Origin of the sequence: Martinezella tropici (assembly GCF_003287875.1) — a bacterium.
GTDB lineage: Bacteria > Pseudomonadota > Alphaproteobacteria > Rhizobiales > Rhizobiaceae > Rhizobium > Rhizobium tropici_C.
Map to the genome: position 1 here is coordinate 150,651 of NZ_QMKK01000054.1, position 15,183 is coordinate 165,833.

Annotated in this window: 17 protein-coding genes; 3 read left to right on the forward strand and 14 right to left on the reverse strand. The window is 61.8% G+C overall.

Annotated features, from left to right (window positions below):
* Window positions 1–5: 5 nt before the first annotated feature.
* The 5 genes from DQ393_RS25995 to DQ393_RS26015 form a co-directional block, all read right to left on the reverse strand.
* Window positions 6–893 carry a DMT family transporter gene (locus DQ393_RS25995; protein ID WP_112344583.1) on the reverse strand — a complete coding sequence of 296 codons (888 nt, stop codon included), beginning with the start codon at window positions 891–893 and terminating at the stop codon, window positions 6–8.
* Window positions 894–1,021: 128 nt separating this feature from the next.
* Window positions 1,022–1,582, reverse strand: coding sequence for an NADPH-dependent FMN reductase (locus DQ393_RS26000; protein WP_112344584.1), 561 nt, complete (start codon window positions 1,580–1,582; stop codon window positions 1,022–1,024).
* A 71-nt stretch (window positions 1,583–1,653) separates the two neighbouring features.
* Window positions 1,654–2,880 (reverse strand): NAD(P)/FAD-dependent oxidoreductase, encoded by a 1,227-nt coding sequence (locus DQ393_RS26005; protein WP_112344585.1) that lies wholly within the window; start codon window positions 2,878–2,880, stop codon window positions 1,654–1,656.
* 10 nt (window positions 2,881–2,890) lie between these two features.
* Window positions 2,891–3,202, reverse strand: a complete 312-nt coding sequence (locus DQ393_RS26010; protein ID WP_112344586.1) for a MocE family 2Fe-2S type ferredoxin — start codon at window positions 3,200–3,202, stop codon at window positions 2,891–2,893.
* 27 nt (window positions 3,203–3,229) lie between these two features.
* The gene (locus DQ393_RS26015; RefSeq protein ID WP_112344587.1) at window positions 3,230–4,318 is read right to left on the reverse strand and encodes a fatty acid desaturase family protein; all 1,089 of its coding nucleotides are present in this window, start codon (window positions 4,316–4,318) and stop codon (window positions 3,230–3,232) included.
* 150 nt (window positions 4,319–4,468) lie between these two features.
* Between DQ393_RS26015 and DQ393_RS26020 the strand changes: the two genes are divergently transcribed.
* Both DQ393_RS26020 and DQ393_RS26025 read left to right on the forward strand, forming a co-directional pair.
* On the forward strand, window positions 4,469–5,497 hold the full coding sequence (locus DQ393_RS26020; RefSeq protein ID WP_112344588.1) for a LacI family DNA-binding transcriptional regulator: 1,029 nt from the start codon (window positions 4,469–4,471) through the stop codon (window positions 5,495–5,497).
* Window positions 5,498–5,656: 159 nt separating this feature from the next.
* The gene (locus DQ393_RS26025) at window positions 5,657–6,469 is read left to right on the forward strand and encodes a TIM barrel protein (protein ID WP_112344589.1); all 813 of its coding nucleotides are present in this window, start codon (window positions 5,657–5,659) and stop codon (window positions 6,467–6,469) included.
* A gap of 53 nt (window positions 6,470–6,522) precedes the next feature.
* Here the strand turns inward: DQ393_RS26025 and nikR are convergent, their stop codons facing one another.
* From nikR to cbiE, 3 genes are all read right to left on the reverse strand, one after another.
* The gene (gene nikR, locus DQ393_RS26030; protein WP_112344590.1) at window positions 6,523–6,960 is read right to left on the reverse strand and encodes a nickel-responsive transcriptional regulator NikR; all 438 of its coding nucleotides are present in this window, start codon (window positions 6,958–6,960) and stop codon (window positions 6,523–6,525) included.
* Window positions 6,961–7,036: 76 nt separating this feature from the next.
* Window positions 7,037–7,795, reverse strand: a complete 759-nt coding sequence (gene cobM / locus DQ393_RS26035) for a precorrin-4 C(11)-methyltransferase (RefSeq protein WP_112344591.1) — start codon at window positions 7,793–7,795, stop codon at window positions 7,037–7,039.
* Window positions 7,796–7,814: 19 nt separating this feature from the next.
* A complete protein-coding gene (cbiE, locus tag DQ393_RS26040) occupies window positions 7,815–9,041 on the reverse strand; it encodes a precorrin-6y C5,15-methyltransferase (decarboxylating) subunit CbiE (RefSeq protein ID WP_112344592.1) in 1,227 nt (408 codons plus the stop codon).
* On the opposite strand from cbiE, the gene DQ393_RS26045 reads away from it, so the two are divergent.
* The gene (locus tag DQ393_RS26045) at window positions 9,040–9,810 is read left to right on the forward strand and encodes a cobalt-precorrin-6A reductase (RefSeq protein WP_112344593.1); all 771 of its coding nucleotides are present in this window, start codon (window positions 9,040–9,042) and stop codon (window positions 9,808–9,810) included. The two genes, cbiE and DQ393_RS26045, sit on opposite strands and share 2 nt — an antisense overlap.
* Here the strand turns inward: DQ393_RS26045 and DQ393_RS26050 are convergent.
* From DQ393_RS26050 to DQ393_RS26075, 6 genes are all read right to left on the reverse strand, one after another.
* Window positions 9,774–10,538, reverse strand: a complete 765-nt coding sequence (locus DQ393_RS26050; protein WP_112344594.1) for a precorrin-3B C(17)-methyltransferase — start codon at window positions 10,536–10,538, stop codon at window positions 9,774–9,776. The genes DQ393_RS26045 and DQ393_RS26050 overlap by 37 nt on opposite strands.
* Entirely contained in the window at window positions 10,535–11,272 is a 738-nt protein-coding gene (locus DQ393_RS26055; RefSeq protein ID WP_112344595.1) for a precorrin-2 C(20)-methyltransferase, read from the reverse strand. The genes DQ393_RS26050 and DQ393_RS26055 overlap by 4 nt, the downstream gene beginning before the upstream one ends.
* A complete protein-coding gene (locus tag DQ393_RS26060) occupies window positions 11,269–11,901 on the reverse strand; it encodes a precorrin-8X methylmutase (RefSeq protein ID WP_112344596.1) in 633 nt (210 codons plus the stop codon). The genes DQ393_RS26055 and DQ393_RS26060 overlap by 4 nt, the downstream gene beginning before the upstream one ends.
* A gap of 2 nt (window positions 11,902–11,903) precedes the next feature.
* On the reverse strand, window positions 11,904–13,325 hold the full coding sequence (cobG, locus tag DQ393_RS26065) for a precorrin-3B synthase (RefSeq protein ID WP_112344597.1): 1,422 nt from the start codon (window positions 13,323–13,325) through the stop codon (window positions 11,904–11,906).
* Window positions 13,326–13,393: 68 nt separating this feature from the next.
* On the reverse strand, window positions 13,394–14,170 hold the full coding sequence (gene cobF, locus DQ393_RS26070; RefSeq protein ID WP_112344598.1) for a precorrin-6A synthase (deacetylating): 777 nt from the start codon (window positions 14,168–14,170) through the stop codon (window positions 13,394–13,396).
* Window positions 14,171–14,234: 64 nt separating this feature from the next.
* Window positions 14,235–15,071, reverse strand: coding sequence for an AraC family transcriptional regulator (locus DQ393_RS26075; RefSeq protein WP_112344599.1), 837 nt, complete (start codon window positions 15,069–15,071; stop codon window positions 14,235–14,237).
* Window positions 15,072–15,183: the final 112 nt, after the last annotated feature.

Here is a 15,183-nt window from a genome sequence, read left to right on the forward strand (position 1 = left end):
TCTGCTTATGCCTTGCCGGCCTTGAGCCGAGCCCTTGCCAGGGTATGTTCACGCCAGATCGTGAATATGCCCGCCGCCACGACGATGAGCGCGCCCAGGATCATGGGCGCGCTCAGTCTTTCGCCGAATATGGCAACGCCGATAATGGCGGAGAAAACAAGCTGCAGATAAGTCAGCGGCTGGATCACCACGGCGTCGAGCAGGTCGTAGGCGCGAATAAGGAAATAATGGCTCGATACGCCCGTCAGGCAGAGAATACCCATGAAGATCCAGTCATGCGGTGCGAGCGTCGTCCAGAAGAATGGCCCTATGCAGCTCATCGCGACAGCACCGACGACACCCGTATAGAAAAAGCTGGTCATGGCCCCGTCTTCGCGGCTGACATAGCGCGTGAGGACGACATAGAGCGAAAACAGCAGCGCACCGAATAGCGGCACCAGGAACCGTGCGTCGAAGACGCCGCTTTCCGGTTTCAGGATCAGCAGCACGCCGACGAAGCCGCAGCAGATCGCCAGCCATCGCCGCCAGCCGACTTTCTCGCCGAGGATCGGTATGGACAGCAACGCCACCATCAGCGGGCCGGATGAAAAGATCGCCTGCGTATGGGCAAGGCCGACGATGACGAAGGACGAGATGGCGACGACGATCTGTGCGGCGAGCAGCAGGCCGCGGGCAATCTGCAGGACGGGCCGCTTGGTCCTGATGTTGCGTCGCAGGCCGCCCGGAGCGCGCGAGGCCATGGCGATGGCAAAAAGCATGAAGGCCCAATAGCGGATCATCGCCACCAGGAGCGGCGGATAGGCGCTGACGAGATGCTTGGATATGCCGTCCTGTATGGCGAAGATGCTGATGGCCAACAGCGTGAAGGCGTAACCGGCTTTGTTGGATTTCATGATTTTCGAAGGAAGAAGATGTGCGAGGCCCCGGAGGCGCCGGGACCCGGCGCCACGGTCACTTTAGGCTATTCGTCGTTTCAATCATAGGATCATTATTTGCCTTCCGGCCCCGCCGGCTAGCAGCATCAGCCCTTCTTGCGTTCCGCGACGAAGGCGCTGAAACCTTCGATGAAGGTTGCCAGATTGTGTTTGACCTTCTCATCGGTGAGTTCGCCTTGTTCATTAAAGACGCCGCTGGCCCGCGACACCATCAGCCGGCCGCCGAACCAGGCATCGGCGCCGAGCGTGCGCAGGACCGTCAGCCAGGCATTCTGGCTGAGAATGGTGCCGAAATTACCGGGCGAGGCTCCGAGGACCGCGATCGGCTTGCCGCCGAAAACCTGGGCGATATCGGAGGAGGGGCGGCTCATCCAGTCGATGGCGTTCTTGAACACGCCTGGAAGCGAGTTGTTGTATTCCGGGGTAAACAGGATCAGCCCGTCGACCGAGATGGCAAGATCCTTGAGCTCCTGGACTTTTTCCGGAATGCCGTCCGCAGCCTCGAGATCGGCGTCATAGAGCGGCACGCCATGGATGGTGCGGGCGATCAGTTCGACACCGCTTGGTGCCAGGTCGACGGCAGCATGGAGCAGAGCCGTGTTGAAGGAGCCTTTACGCAGGCTGCCTGATATGCCGAGTATCTTCATTGCTTCCTCCATTTGCCATGATGGGGAGACATTTATGCTTCGGCGTCCTGCGTCAAGGTCTGACGGCGATCTTATGCTGCAAGCAATGACTTCAGCCTGACGGAGCTTGCCGCCAGGGCATTGCGATCCGGATGCGCACGCGCCGCAATCAGCATTTCGGCAAGCCTGATATCGCGCGCTATCACATTGCCGCGGCCGATGCCGCTGGCGGCGAGCAGTCTTCCGTCCGCGTCCAAATGGAAGAGGATGAACGCCCCGTCATCAAGATCGCGCCGCACATGGGCGACCGCCTCATCCGCAAGGCCGGCGATCTGCAAGGTCAGGTCATACTGGTCGGACCAGAACCAGGGGACGGCCGATATTTCCGCACCTTCTCCCAGCATGTTGGCGGCGGCGAGGTTCGCCTGTTCCTGCGCATTGCGCCAGGATTCGAGGCGCACACGCCTTCCACCGTAAAGTGCCAGCGGAAACGAACAGCAGTCCCCCGCCGCGTAAATGTCCGCAATGGAGGTCTCCAGCCGCTCGTTGACGGCGATGCCGTTGTCGATCGCAAGGCCGGCTTCTGCAGCCAGTGCCACATTCGGCAGCGCGCCGATGCCGACGAGCAGCAGATCGGCGAAGATCGCTTCGCCGCTAGCCAGATGAACGATCGCCTTGTCGGCGTCCTCCTGCACGGCTTCGATGACCTGGCCGCAGCGAATATCTACGCCTTCCTGGCAATGCCGTCCGGTAATCGCCTCGGCGATGGCATCGGGCACGCCGCGCTTCAAGACGCGCGGTAGGCCCTCGATGACGGTGACGTCGGCACCGCGCATGCGCGCCGTTGCCGCCAGCTCAAGGCCGATGAAACCGCCGCCGATGATGGCAATATGCTGCCCGGGGTAAAGAGCGGCATGCAAGGCCACGGCATCCGCATGAGTGCGCAGCACGCTTATGCGCTGCGACACGCCGCCGATACCGGGAAAGCCGCGCGCCGAGGCTCCTGTCGCAAGCAGCAGCTTGTCATAGCCTAGCGTTTCTCCACCCGCGAGCCTGATCGTCTTTATGGCGGGATCGATCGCCGTCACCGTGGTGTCAAGCCTCAGGTCGATCGATTGGTCGCGGTAACGCTCCAACGCGGCGATAAATTTTGGTTCGGGGGATGGGTCCCATCCGCCTTTCGAAAGGGGCGGGCGTTCGTACGGGGCAAGCGGTTCGGTGCCGATAAGGGTGATATTCCCGCCAAATCCCTTTTCACGAAGCGCGAAGGCGGCGCGCGCACCGCATTCTCCGGCCCCGACGATGACGAAATGCGCCACGATAGCCTCCTCAGAGCCCGATGAAGACGGCGCCGTTTTCGACCTTGACCGGATAGGTCTGCAAGTTGACGCAGACCGGAGCGCCCCTGGCTTCGCCGGTGCGGTAGTCGAAGCGGCCATTGTGCTTGGGACATTCGATGATGTTGTCCATGACCAGGCCGTCGGCGAGATGGATCTTCTCATGCGTGCACAGGCCGTCGGTGGCGAAATAATCGTCCTCGGGGCTGCGATAGACGGCGAAGGTTCGCCCGTCATGATCGAAGCGAATGACATCCTCTTCGTCGATCGCATCGGCGGCGCAGACTTCGATCCAGTTGCTCATGTTTTTCCTCCCTTTGCACGTCTGGTTTTATTGAGCGGCGGCAGCCGGTAGCTCGCCGTGGAATTCTTCGCGATAGGGCCGCGCCGTCGGCGGCAGCTCGCGCTTCAGGAAATAATCCTCATTGCGCAATTGTCGCAGGAATGCCGGGATCATCTCGCGATAGCCGGACCATATGGACGGATTGGCTGCCGGCAGATCATGTTTGATCATCGCATGCAGCCTCGGCAGCGCGTGATAGGGCACCATCGGGAACATGTGATGTTCGACATGATAGTTCATGTTCCAGTAGATGAAGCGGCTAATCGGGTTCATCATGACCGTGCGGCTGTTCAGCCTGTGGTCGATGACATTGTCGGCAAGGCCGCCATGCTGCAGCAGGCCGGTCAGAACATGATGCCAGGCGCCGTAAAGCCGCGGCAGCCCGATCAGCATCAGCGGCAGGATCGAGCCCATGGCAATCGCGGCTACGATGGTCGCGACATAGATGGCAAGCCAGATGCGGGCGATGCGGATCGCCTTCGGCTGCTCCATCTCGGGAATGAAGGTCTTTTCCGCAGGGCTGACGACACCGCCAGCATTGCGCAGCATGTCGACGATGGCGTGCCAGGCATCGAGGATGCCGAAGAAATTCAGGACCAGGCGAAGAAGATCCGGCGGCCGCATGACGGCGATTTCCGGATCGCGGCCGACGATGACGGTATCGGTGTGATGGCGCGTATGGCTCCAGCGCCAGGTGACCGGATTGCGCATGATCATGAAGCAGGCGATCTGATAGGCCGCGTCGTTCATCCAGCGCGTCTTGAATGCCGTACCATGCCCGCATTCATGCCAGCGGCTGTCCGAGGCAGAGCCGTAGAGCACACCATAGGCCAGGAAGAAGGGGATAGAGATCCAGGATCCCCAGAAGTAGACGCCAAGTGCGGCGAATATCACCATGCTGCCAAGCCAGATGATGGTATCGCGGATCGCGGGCGCGTCCGAGCGCTGCATCAGCGCCTTCATGTCCTTGCGTGACACAGCCGTATGATACCATTCGGCGGCCGCGAGCCCCGTTTCCACTGCCAGCCTGCCGCTTTCGCCAAGCAGATCGTAGTCACGCTTGATTATTGTCGTCATTCCTGCCTCCCGCGATGTGCAACAGCGCACCGCCCTTGATGCCGAAAACGATAGATCGACTTTTTGCTTGCCTCAATGCATGAATGATGGAATCTATCAAAATATATCAAATTCTGACGTCATGAATGATGACATATTTCAGGAGTAGCCATGCGTCGCCCCACCATAGCGGATCTTGCCAAGGCATCCGGCGTCAGCGTTGCAACGATCGATCGCGTGCTGAACGGACGTCATCGCGTGCGTGAGGAGACGGCAAGGCGGGTCTATGAGGCAGCGCAGGAAATCGGCTATCATGCCGTGGGACTCCTGCGTCAGCGGGTCTTCGAGGATCTGCCGCAATATCGATTGGGCTTCGTCCTGCAGAAGCCGGTTCAGGCTTTCTACCAATCTTTTGCCAAAGAAATCGCCACATCCGCGCAGGCCGTCACGACCGCGCGCATTAACGCGCAGGTCGACTTCGTCACTGCGTCGACACCGACGGCGATCGTCGAGAAGTTGAAGGCGATGGCTGGCCGCAGCCAGGCCGTTGCCCTCGTCGCGCCGGATTATCCGGCCGTCACGGCGGCTATCGAGGGGCTGAAGGAAAAAGGTATTCCGGTTTTTTCCCTGCTGTCGGATTTCTCCACGACGGCGCGCCAGGGCTATATCGGTGTCGACAACCGCAAGGTCGGGCGCACGGCCGCCTGGATCATCGCGCGCTCTGCACGGCGTCCGGGGAAGGTCGCCTGCTTCGTCGGCAGCCACCGCTTCCTCGGCCATGAGCTGCGCGAAATCGGCTTTCGCTCCTATTTCCGCGAAAATGCCCCCGAATTCGAGGTGCTGGATACGCTCATCAATCTCGATACGCCCGAGATCACTCATGAGGCGACGCTCGATCTCCTGCAGAAGCACCCTGATCTCATCGGCTTCTATGTCTGCGGTGGCGGCATGGAGGGCGCCATTTCCGCCATTCGCGAGGAGCAGCTATCGGGCAAACTGATCGCCGTCGTCAACGAGTTGACGCCGGAATCGAGGGCAGCACTTGCCGACGACGTCGTCGCCATGGCAATCGGCACGCCATTGCCGGCACTCTGCAAGGAGCTGATGAGCCTGATGATCAGGTCCCTCGAGAGCGATGAGGCGGCCGTGCCTGGACAGAGCTTTCTGCCCTTTGAAATCTTCGTCTCGGAAAACATCTAGCATTTATGATGGAGTTTCATCATTTCGCCGAGAATTCTATCAAGAATGATGGCTAGGCCCGATGGAAGAAAGACATGAATGTCGCTAGTCCTTCGAGAAACAGGCGCGGCGATGAGGAATGTTTCTTGCGGCCGGACGTCTTGAGGAGGAGTGCTTATCATGAGTTCCATTCGCTTCGCGCTCAATCATATGTGCGCGCCGTCCCTGACGCTGGAAGCGTTCTTTGCCGTCGCAAAAGAGCTCGGCATCGATAAGGTGGAGATCCGCAACGATCTCGCCGGAAACCCGATCCTGGACGGTACGCCGGCAATGGCTGTCAAGGAACTCGCGGCGCGCGAAGGCGTGGCTATCATCTCCATCAACGCGTTGCAGCGCTTCAATGAATGGAACGACGAGCGCGCTCGCGAGGCGGCGGGGCTGATCGATTATGCGCGCGATTGCGGTGCCAGGGCGCTCGTCCTTGTTCCGGTCAATGACGGCAGCGGCCGCGAGCCCGAGGTGCGGCGTGCCAATCTCCGCAAGTCGCTGTCGGCCCTGAAGCCGATGCTGGAAGCAGCCGGCATCATCGGTCTTGTCGAACCGCTCGGCTTCGAGATCTGTTCGTTGCGCCTGAAGAGCGAGGCGGCCGCCGCGATCGAGGAACTGGGCGCGAAATCTACCTTCTGCCTGGTTCACGATACCTTCCATCATCATCTTGCCGGCGAGGCCGCGATTTTCCCGGAGTTGACGGGGCTCATCCATATTTCCGGCGTCAGCGATCCCGATGTTTCGGTCGCCGATATGCGCGACCCGCATCGCGTTCTCGTCGATGCCAGGGATCGCCTCGACAATGTCGGTCAGCTGCGCGCGTTGATCGCTGCCGGCTATGCCGGCCCGGCATCCTTTGAGCCTTTCGCTCCGACAGTCCATGCTCTGAATGAGCCGATTGCCGCTCTCAAGGAAAGCATGGCCTATATTGCGGGCCGGCTCTGATCGATGCAGTGGTCCGCGGGCAACTCATTTCCGCGGACTACTGCCCCACTCGCTCAGTCATGCGAATGGGTTTCGGAGTGCTCCCCGGCATGGTCCGTTGGGATGATGTGCAGGTTCCCGAAGCGCACGCCGCGCTGCGTGATCACACTGTCTGCGAAGGTCATTACCTCTTCCGCCTTGCCCTTCAGCACGGAAACTTCGAGGCAATCATGCCCGTCGATATGGACATGAAGCGTCGAGACTGAAAGATCATGGTGGTGGTGTTGCGCCGTCGTCAGCCGGCGCGACAGGTCGCGGGTTTCGTGTTCATAGACATAGGTCAGCGTCGCATAGCATCTGGCCTCCCCGTCAACCGTCGGCTGCGCGCGCGTGACGGCGTCGCGAACGAGATCGCGCAAGGTTTCCGAGCGGCTGGCATAGCCCCGCTGCGCGCTGATCTTGTCTATCGTCTCCAGAAGATCGTCATCGATGGTGATGGTTATGCGTTGCATATCCTGATCCTCGTTCCACGCAGCGGTTGGTATCGACTAGAGGAAATTTCGAGGCGATTTGCAACGGTGTCCGGCTTTATTGCCGGCCGCGGAAACGACGCTGGTAGGCCGGGTCGTAAAGCGAGCTTTCGCGGAAATCGCTGGCGCCAAGTGATGGACCGACGAAGATCAGCGCGGTGCGCTCGATCGGTTCGGCGGCGACCTTTGCCTCGATCGTGGCAAGCGTGCCTCGAACGATCCGTTCATCGGGCCATGATGCCTTGACGACGATCGCAACCGGGCAGTCCGCGCCATAAAGCGGCGTCAGATCCTCGACGACGTCTTTGAGCGCGTGGATCGCCAGGTGGATCGCGAGCGTCGCGCCGGTGGCGCCGAATTTTTCCAGCGTCTCGTTATTCGGCATGGGCGAGGCACGGCCGGAAACGCGGGTCAGAACCAGACTTTGCGCGACGGTTGGTATGGTCAGTTCGCGGCCGAGCGCCGAGGCGGCAGCCGCGAAAGCGGGAACGCCTGGGGTCAGCGTATAGTCGATGCCATGCCGCTCAAGCCTGCGAATCTGCTCTGCAACCGCGCTCCAGACCGAGAGGTCGCCGGAATGCAGGCGCGCGACATCTTCGCCGGCGGCTGCAGCCTTCAGATACTCCGCCTCGATTTCGTCAAGCGACATCGGTGCAGTGTCGATGATGCGCGCGCCCGGCGGGCAATACTGCAGCAGTTCCGGCGAGACGATAGAGCCGGCATAGAGGCAGACCGGGCATTTTCCGATCAGGTCGCGGCCGCGCACCGTGATCAGGTCGGCGGCTCCTGGGCCTGCGCCAATGAAATGCACTGTCATCGCTCTACCTCGTTCTGAATTATGGCTTGATCCACGACCATTGCGTCACTGGCATGGCCGGCCGCCAGCCGGTCATGCGGCCGACGGGCGCGGCGCGTGCTATATCGATGCGGATCAGCGAACCGCCCCGGCGTGCCTGTTCGGTCAGCAGAAGGGTTTCCATTTCGGTCGTGACGGCATTGGCGACCAGCCTGCCGCCGCTTTTCAATTGGCCGATGGCGGCCTCCAGCACGCCGGCATCGCTGCCGCCGCCGCCGATAAAAATCGCATCCGGTGCCGGCAGGCCGGTAAGAGCAGCCGGCGCCTCGCCTTCGACAACGGTCAGGCCCGGTACACCGAAATTCGCTGCGTTTCGGCGTATTCGAGCGGCGCGTTCAACGGAAGCCTCGATGGCAATGGCGCGTAGCGATGGATCGGCCAGCATCCATTCGATGCCGATCGAACCGGACCCGGCGCCGATATCCCAGAGCAGCTCACCATAACGTGGCGCCAGCGCGGATAGCGTGATTGCGCGTATCTCCCGCTTGGTGATCTGCCCGTCATGCTCGAAAAGCTCGTCGGCGAGGCCCGTACTCAGCGATAAAATCCGCGCGCCGGCGTCGGCTTTGACTTCAATGCCACAGATATTGAGATCGTTGATACCGGAGAGGGAAAACTCGGCCGCGCTCTGCCGAGAGATTTTTTCATTCGGGCCGCCCAGCGCCTCCAGAACCGTGAGGCGAGATTGACCAAACCCTGAACTTTGCAACAGGACGGCCAATTCGGCAGGACCTTTGCCATCGGATGTCAGCGCCAGGATCTTACGGCCTGGGTTCAGATGCGGCCGGATGAGATCGATGGGCCGTCCATGCAGTGACAGAACCGTGGTGTCCTGCAAGGGCCACCCGAAGCGCGATGCGGCGAGACTGAAGGAGGAGGGCGCCGGAATGACGGTCATTTCAGAAGCCGCAACGCGTCGTGAAAGCGTCGCCCCAACGCCGTAGAAGAACGGGTCGCCGGAGGCAAGAACCACGGTCGGCTCACCGCGCCGGGCAAGCAGCGTCTCGACGGATTTTTCGAATGGTGAGAGCCACGTCTGGGTCTCTCCGGTGATGACAGGACCCATCAATTCGAGATGACGCGCTCCGCCGAAGACGATAGGCGCTGCGGCAATCAGCCGTTTGGCCTCGTCGCCGATGCCGGCTAGACCGTCTTCGCCGATGCCGATAAGAGTGAGCCAGCGTTGAATTGAAGGTGTCTCAGCCATGGGCAAGGCCCGCATTCTGATCCTCGGCGGTACGACCGAGGCCCGCGCGCTGGCGGCAGCCCTTGCCTCGCGCGCTGATCTCGACACTGTCCTGTCGCTTGCCGGCAGGACTGCCGATCCGGCGCCGCAGCCCGTTCCGGTGCGCAGCGGCGGTTTCGGTGGCGCAGAGGGGCTTGCCCGCTATGTCAGCGATGAAAAGATCGATCTGGTGGTCGATGCCACCCATCCCTTCGCGGCCCGCATCTCCGCCAATGCTGCCCAGGCGGCCACTCAATGCGCTGTGGCGGCCTTTGCATTGCGCCGTCCCGCGTGGATGCCGGTCGAAGGCGACGACTGGCTTTCCGTACATAGCGTTTCGCAAGCCATCGCTGCACTTGGCGCCAAGCCTTTGCGTGTCTTCCTCGCGACCGGCCGGCAGGAGGCGCATCAGGCGAATGCGGCGCCGCATCATCATTACTGGGTCCGCAGCGTCGATCCCGTCGAGCCGCCGCTGACGGTACCTGACGTCAGCTACATCCACAGCCGGGGTCCGTTCCGCCTGGAGGGTGAGCTGGAGATGCTGCGACGCCACGCAATCGAGGTGGTCGTCGCCAAGAACAGCGGCGGTGACGCGACCTACGGGAAGATCGAGGCGGCAAGGCAGCTCGGAATCAAGGTGATTATGGTCGAGCGCGCGGAGACTGCCGGCTTGCCAGTGGTCGAAACAGTGGAGGCTGCGCTCGATCGGATCGATCATTTCGTCTCTTCCCTGATGAAGCGCGGCGTATAGACCAGATCCGGGCGTCCTTCGCGGGCAATGACGCGGGTTTCGGCCGAGCCGATGATGACGCAAGTCGCCATATCCGCCTGCGACGCCTCGGCATCGCCAAGCCGCACCACCGTCATGCGCTCGTCCGGCCGGCCGGCGGCCCGGCCAAAAATGACTGGCGTGTCCGCAGGCAAAATGTCCCGCACAATCTCGAAGGCCGTGCCGAGTTGCCAGGGCCGCGCCTTGCTGATCGGATTGTAGAGCGCGATCACAAAGCCCGCTTCGGCGACGGCGCGGAGACGGGTTTCGATCAGCGGCCAAGGCTTCAGATTGTCCGATAGCGAAATTGCACAGAAATCATGCCCGAGCGGCGCGCCGATGCGGGCCGCAACGGCAAGCATGGCCGTGATACCGGGCACGACGATTAGGTCCACCGCACGCCAGTCAGCCGGGCCGTGGTCGATCGCCTCGCAAACGGCAGCTGCCATGGCAAAGACGCCCGGATCGCCACCGGAAACAACGCAGACATTGACGCCGGCTGCCGCCCGCTGCAGCGCCACCTTGGCGCGGTCCAGCTCCTCGCGATTGTCGGATGCCTGACGGATCTGGTCGCTGCGCAGCGTCAGGCGGTCGAGATAAGGGCCATACCCATAGAATTCATGGGCATCGGCAACGGCCGCCAATGCCTCCGGCGTCGTCTGCGCGGGATTGCCGGGGCCCGTGCCGATCACATAAAGACGCCCGCTCATGGCCGGCTTTCCCAGCCGGGAACCAGCACAAGGGAGAAATAGGGCGCTTCGGCATCATCGCGGCTGGCAAGAGGCGTCATGGCACCGTTCGCCATCGTGCCGCGCTCAACATAGATCGCTTCCTCCACTCGGCCGGCAGCATCGAGCGCGCGGCGGATCTTCGGCAGGTTGCGGCCGACCTTCATGATGACGGCGGCCTGCGTGTCGCCCAGGCGGCGGGCAAGCTCGGCTTCCGCCATGGTTCCGGGGAGCACGGAGAGCACGTCGTCTCCCTGCACCATCGGCAATCCGGCGAGCGACCAGCAGCCGGACATCGCCGTCACGCCTGGTATGACCTCGGTCGGGAAGCGATCGGCAAGGCGGACATGCAGATGCATGTAGGAGCCGTAAAACAGGGGATCGCCTTCGCTGAGGACAGCAACCGTCTTTCCTTCCCGCAAGTGTGCCGCTACCATTTCGGCTGAGGCGTCATAGAAGGCGGTAATCTGACGGAGATATTCCGGCGCGTCCTTGTCGATCTCGGTCGTGACCGGATAGTAGAGCGGCAGCAGCTTTACGTCTGTTCTCAGAAACTCGCCGACGATCGCTTTCCCGTTGCCACCTTTGCCCTGCTTGGCAAAATAGGCGACGACATCGGCGCGCTCCAAAGCCTTGACGGCCTTGACCGTCAGCAGTTCGGGATCGCCGGGGCCGGTGCCGACGCCGATCAGGCTTCCATTGGATGGTGCGCTCATAGGCCCGGCCTCGCGAGAGCGTTAAGGGCGGCTGCCGTCATGGCGCTGCCGCCCAGCCGGCCGCGCACGATGGCAAAAGGAACGCCGTAGGAGTTCTCGGCAAGTGCATCTTTCGATTCCGCCGCGCCGACAAAGCCGACGGGCATGCCGATGATCGCGGCTGGTTTGGGCGCGCCATCGCGCAGCATTTCCAGAAGGTGGAAAAGGGCGGTCGGGGCGTTGCCGATGGCGACAACCGAGCCGGCAAGACGGTCTGTCCAAAGATGCATGGCAGCGGCCGAGCGCGTGTTGCCGATGGACTTCGCAATCTCCGCCGTGCGCGGATCCTGCAAGGTGCAGATCACCTCGTTGGCGGCCGGCAGCCGGGCGCGGGTCACGCCGCGGGCAACCATCTCCGCATCGCAGAAAATCGGCGCGCCGCCAGACAACGCCTTGCGGGCGGATGCGACGAAATCGGGGGAGAACAGGAAATGCTCTGCTGCTTCCACCAGTCCGCAGGCATGGATCATGCGGATTGCGACATCGGCCTCGGCTTCGGGGAAACGCTGGAGATCGGCTTCGCTGCGGATGATCGCGAAGGAGCGTTCATAGATCGCATCCCCTTCGCGGATATAGTCATAATCAGGCATTTCTATCCCTGTCGTAAAGCCGTCGCGATTGCGTCCCGGCCAAGCCGTTTAAGACACTGCTGCGCCGATTCGCCAGCAGCTTTGTGTTCCCTTACCAGTTCCCCGAGCGCAGCCAGCGCCGATTTCAGGTCTTCCTTATGGATGTAAGCCACGGGCTCCGATGATGATGACCCATTTACGACAATAGCATAGCCTGTCGCAGCCCCGACGATGGTGAGCATTGTCGGGGAGGGATGGGCACAGCCTTTCGCGCAGCCGGACAAATGCACCTTGAGTGAGCCGTCAAGCAGGTCCGCCCCCACTTCGACCAGATCGGCGGCGGCCTCTCTCGTCGCATAATATGCGGAAGCACATGCGCCGGCGCCGGCACAGGGAATTGCATAATTAGCCGGATCGTCGATGCGTGTCTGAAAGCCGCAAGCGGCTGCGGCAGTCTGGATACTTTCGATCCGAACAAGTGGAAGGCCAAGCAGCAGCAGGCTGTGTTCCGGTCCCGTCCGGATTTCACGGACACCCGCTGCCTCCGCGATGCCAAGAAAGCGAATGAGGTACTGTGCGGAGATCTGACCGAAGGCGGGGCGCAGTCCGAGCACGGAGCGTTCGCCATCGAGCGGGATGACGCCCACGGCAGGGGCCGGCCGGATGGTTTCTCTGCTGGCGAGGTCCGGAGAGAGGGGAAATTGTGCTTGCAGTGACGCGGCATCCAGATCGCGACCCCGGGCGCGGGGTCCGATTGCGGCCAAGGTTTTCAGCAGCGTTATGACACCGGGAATCGCTTGGTCGCCGGTCAAGTCGGCAAGCGGCGTGGCCGTCGCCTGTGTTCCGGCAATCGCGAGCCTCCACAGTTGGCGGCCGTCGCCGGCCTTCAGCCTGATATCCGCCGAGAGTTCATCGAGAACCAGCTGGCCGCCGCCATCGACGATAATGGCAAGCTTGGCAGCCAGGAGCGGCTTGGGATCGATTGAATCAATCGCGCTCCGCAAACGTTCGGCAAGCAAGCGCGCGTCAGCGATTTCCGATGGATCGAGGCCGCTGAGCGGCGGAACTTCGATCGCAATGCCGCTCTCCGGCACGATGTCGGCACGATCGATATCGGCAGCCAGTCCGGCCATGCTGTCCGGCGTCATTCCGCGCAGCTGAAGATTGCCGCGCGCCGTGATTTCGATCAGACCGTTTCCGTGCCTTTGAGCGGCCTCGGCCAGAGCGCGACACTGGGCAACCGTCAGACCTGGCGTCGATGGCCGCAGGCGCACGAGCAGCCCGTCGCCCGTCTGCATCGGTGCGCTCAAGGAGGGGCAGGCGCCGCGAACCATGGAGGGCAGGGGTGATGATGCCAAAGGGTCATGATCGGCCGTCTCCTGTGAGAGGCACGTGTGACCCGTCATCGTCTCAGCATCGGCCGCAACCATAAAACTGCCCTTCATAAGGGACATTTCCTTGCACAATCCGGATCGGCGGGCAAACGTTTTGGCGACGGGCTCTTAGTCGCACCTTAGTCGCGATCGTCGAAATCCTGTCCCTTGCGCATGAGGTAGATATCCATGATCCACCCGTGCCGCGCGCGGGCTTCGGCACGGGTCGCAAGAATGCGCTCGGAAACCTCCGCCAGCCTGCCGGCGATGATAATCTCGTCCTTCGTGCCGAGATAGGCGCCCCAATAGATATAGGCATCGGGGTCGTCGATCTTGCTGAAGGCCTGCTCGCCGTCGAGCATGACGACGGCCGTTTCGACAATTCCCGGGAAGCTTTCAGCCAGCCGCCGGCCGGTGGTGATCTGCACCGGCTTGCCGACGAGATTGAGGGGGATGCGATGGCTTGCCGTCAGCGCCTGAATGCTGGTGATGCCGGGTACAACGCTGTAATCGAGAGCGACTTTGCCGCGTGCGACCACGCGCTCGAGAATGCGCAAGGTGCTGTCATAAAGGCACGGATCGCCCCAGACGAGGAAGGCAGCACTTTGGCTCTCCGTCAGGTGTTCCAGAAACAGCCGCTCATAGGTCGCGGAAATCGCGTCATGCCAGTCGTCGACGCTCTGCACATAGCTGCGGTCCGCGGTCTGGCGCGAGGGCACGTCATAGCTAACATAACGCGTGGCTGGATTGGTGACATAGCGCTGGCAGATCTCGCGTCTGACGTCGGCAAGCTCGCTCTTGGCCGCGCCCTTGCTGGGGATGAGGATAACATCGGCCGCGTTCAGCGCATTGATCGCCTGCACGGTCAGATGTTCGGGGTTTCCCGTGCCGATACCGACGATATGGATGTGCCGCATATGCTTTGCCCTCGCTCTTCAGCGCTGTTTGCCGGAAGCGCAGCATCATTTCAAGGGGAAGCGTTCACGCCGATTGCCGCTCAAAGGTCCAGCGGCTGGCCATATAGCTGCGCGGCGAGGTGCCGAGCATACGGCGAAACATGGTGGTAAAGGCGGCCACGCTCTCGTAGCCGGCTTCGAGCGCGACATTGGTGACGGGCTGGCCTTCGGCGAGCTGCGGCAGGCAGGCAAAGACGCTCGCCTGCTGGCGCCATGTGGTGAAGCTGATGCCGGTTTCCTTGCGAAACTGCCGTGTGAACGTCCGGCGGCTCACCGAAAGCTTCTCGGCCCAATCGTCCAGTCTGGCGTTGGGCGACGGATTGGACAGATAGTCGCGGCAGAGCGCGGCCATCCGACGGTCGGACGGGAAGGGGAGACCGAGGGGCCGTTCCGGCAGCGTCGCGATTTCCTCGACGAGCAGAGACAGGACCAGCCTTGCCTTTCGATGACTGACCGGTGCCTCCCGCAGCCGAATAGCTTCCAACAGCAGGCTGCGGGCGAGATCCGTGACTTCGACGACGCGCGGTGCCTCATCCTTCGGCGGCTGGCCGCGTGGCGTCACGTAGACGGATTTCATGCTGACATCGCTCAGGATCTCGATCGAATGTTCCAGCCCGACAGGGATGAAAAGGGCATGACCGGGCGGGACCATCCAGCGGCCGCGCGCCGTCATGATCAGGGCGACGCCGGCAAAGATGCACAGCAATTGGGTGCGGCGATGATGGTGCCACGGAACGGTATAGCCCTGCGGCGGCTCGGCGCTATGGACAAGCACATCCGCGGGCGATTCCTCCATCCAGCGCATGTTCTGCACATGGTCATTGTCGAGGGTTGCCAGCAACTGTTTCGATAGCTTTTCCATTTTGGCCCGATCGAGAAACTATTGGACCAGAACACGAAAGAAGGACACACGCAAGCCGTGTTAAAGGCGGAAGAAACAATATGGTCGGCAAGGCAGCCGACACAGGCGAGGA

Bases quoted from the DNA above. Each gene is read 5' to 3' on its own strand.
- cobG (WP_112344597.1), bottom strand. From the start codon at position 13,325: ATGAAGGGCAGTTTTATGGTTGCGGCCGATGCTGAGACGATGACGGGT.
- DQ393_RS26060 (WP_112344596.1), bottom strand. From the start codon at position 11,901: ATGCCTGATTATGACTATATCCGCGAAGGGGATGCGATCTATGAACGC.
- cobM (WP_112344591.1), bottom strand. From the start codon at position 7,795: ATGACAGTGCATTTCATTGGCGCAGGCCCAGGAGCCGCCGACCTGATC.
- DQ393_RS26055 (WP_112344595.1), bottom strand. From the start codon at position 11,272: ATGAGCGCACCATCCAATGGAAGCCTGATCGGCGTCGGCACCGGCCCC.
- nikR (WP_112344590.1), bottom strand. From the start codon at position 6,960: ATGCAACGCATAACCATCACCATCGATGACGATCTTCTGGAGACGATA.
- DQ393_RS26015 (WP_112344587.1), bottom strand. From the start codon at position 4,318: ATGACGACAATAATCAAGCGTGACTACGATCTGCTTGGCGAAAGCGGC.
- DQ393_RS26075 (WP_112344599.1), bottom strand. From the start codon at position 15,071: ATGGAAAAGCTATCGAAACAGTTGCTGGCAACCCTCGACAATGACCAT.
- DQ393_RS26020 (WP_112344588.1), top strand. From the start codon at position 4,469: ATGCGTCGCCCCACCATAGCGGATCTTGCCAAGGCATCCGGCGTCAGC.
- DQ393_RS26010 (WP_112344586.1), bottom strand. From the start codon at position 3,202: ATGAGCAACTGGATCGAAGTCTGCGCCGCCGATGCGATCGACGAAGAG.
- DQ393_RS26050 (WP_112344594.1), bottom strand. From the start codon at position 10,538: ATGAGCGGGCGTCTTTATGTGATCGGCACGGGCCCCGGCAATCCCGCG.
- DQ393_RS26025 (WP_112344589.1), top strand. From the start codon at position 5,657: ATGAGTTCCATTCGCTTCGCGCTCAATCATATGTGCGCGCCGTCCCTG.
- DQ393_RS26045 (WP_112344593.1), top strand. From the start codon at position 9,040: ATGGGCAAGGCCCGCATTCTGATCCTCGGCGGTACGACCGAGGCCCGC.
- cbiE (WP_112344592.1), bottom strand. From the start codon at position 9,041: ATGGCTGAGACACCTTCAATTCAACGCTGGCTCACTCTTATCGGCATC.
- DQ393_RS26000 (WP_112344584.1), bottom strand. From the start codon at position 1,582: ATGAAGATACTCGGCATATCAGGCAGCCTGCGTAAAGGCTCCTTCAAC.
- DQ393_RS25995 (WP_112344583.1), bottom strand. From the start codon at position 893: ATGAAATCCAACAAAGCCGGTTACGCCTTCACGCTGTTGGCCATCAGC.
- cobF (WP_112344598.1), bottom strand. From the start codon at position 14,170: ATGCGGCACATCCATATCGTCGGTATCGGCACGGGAAACCCCGAACAT.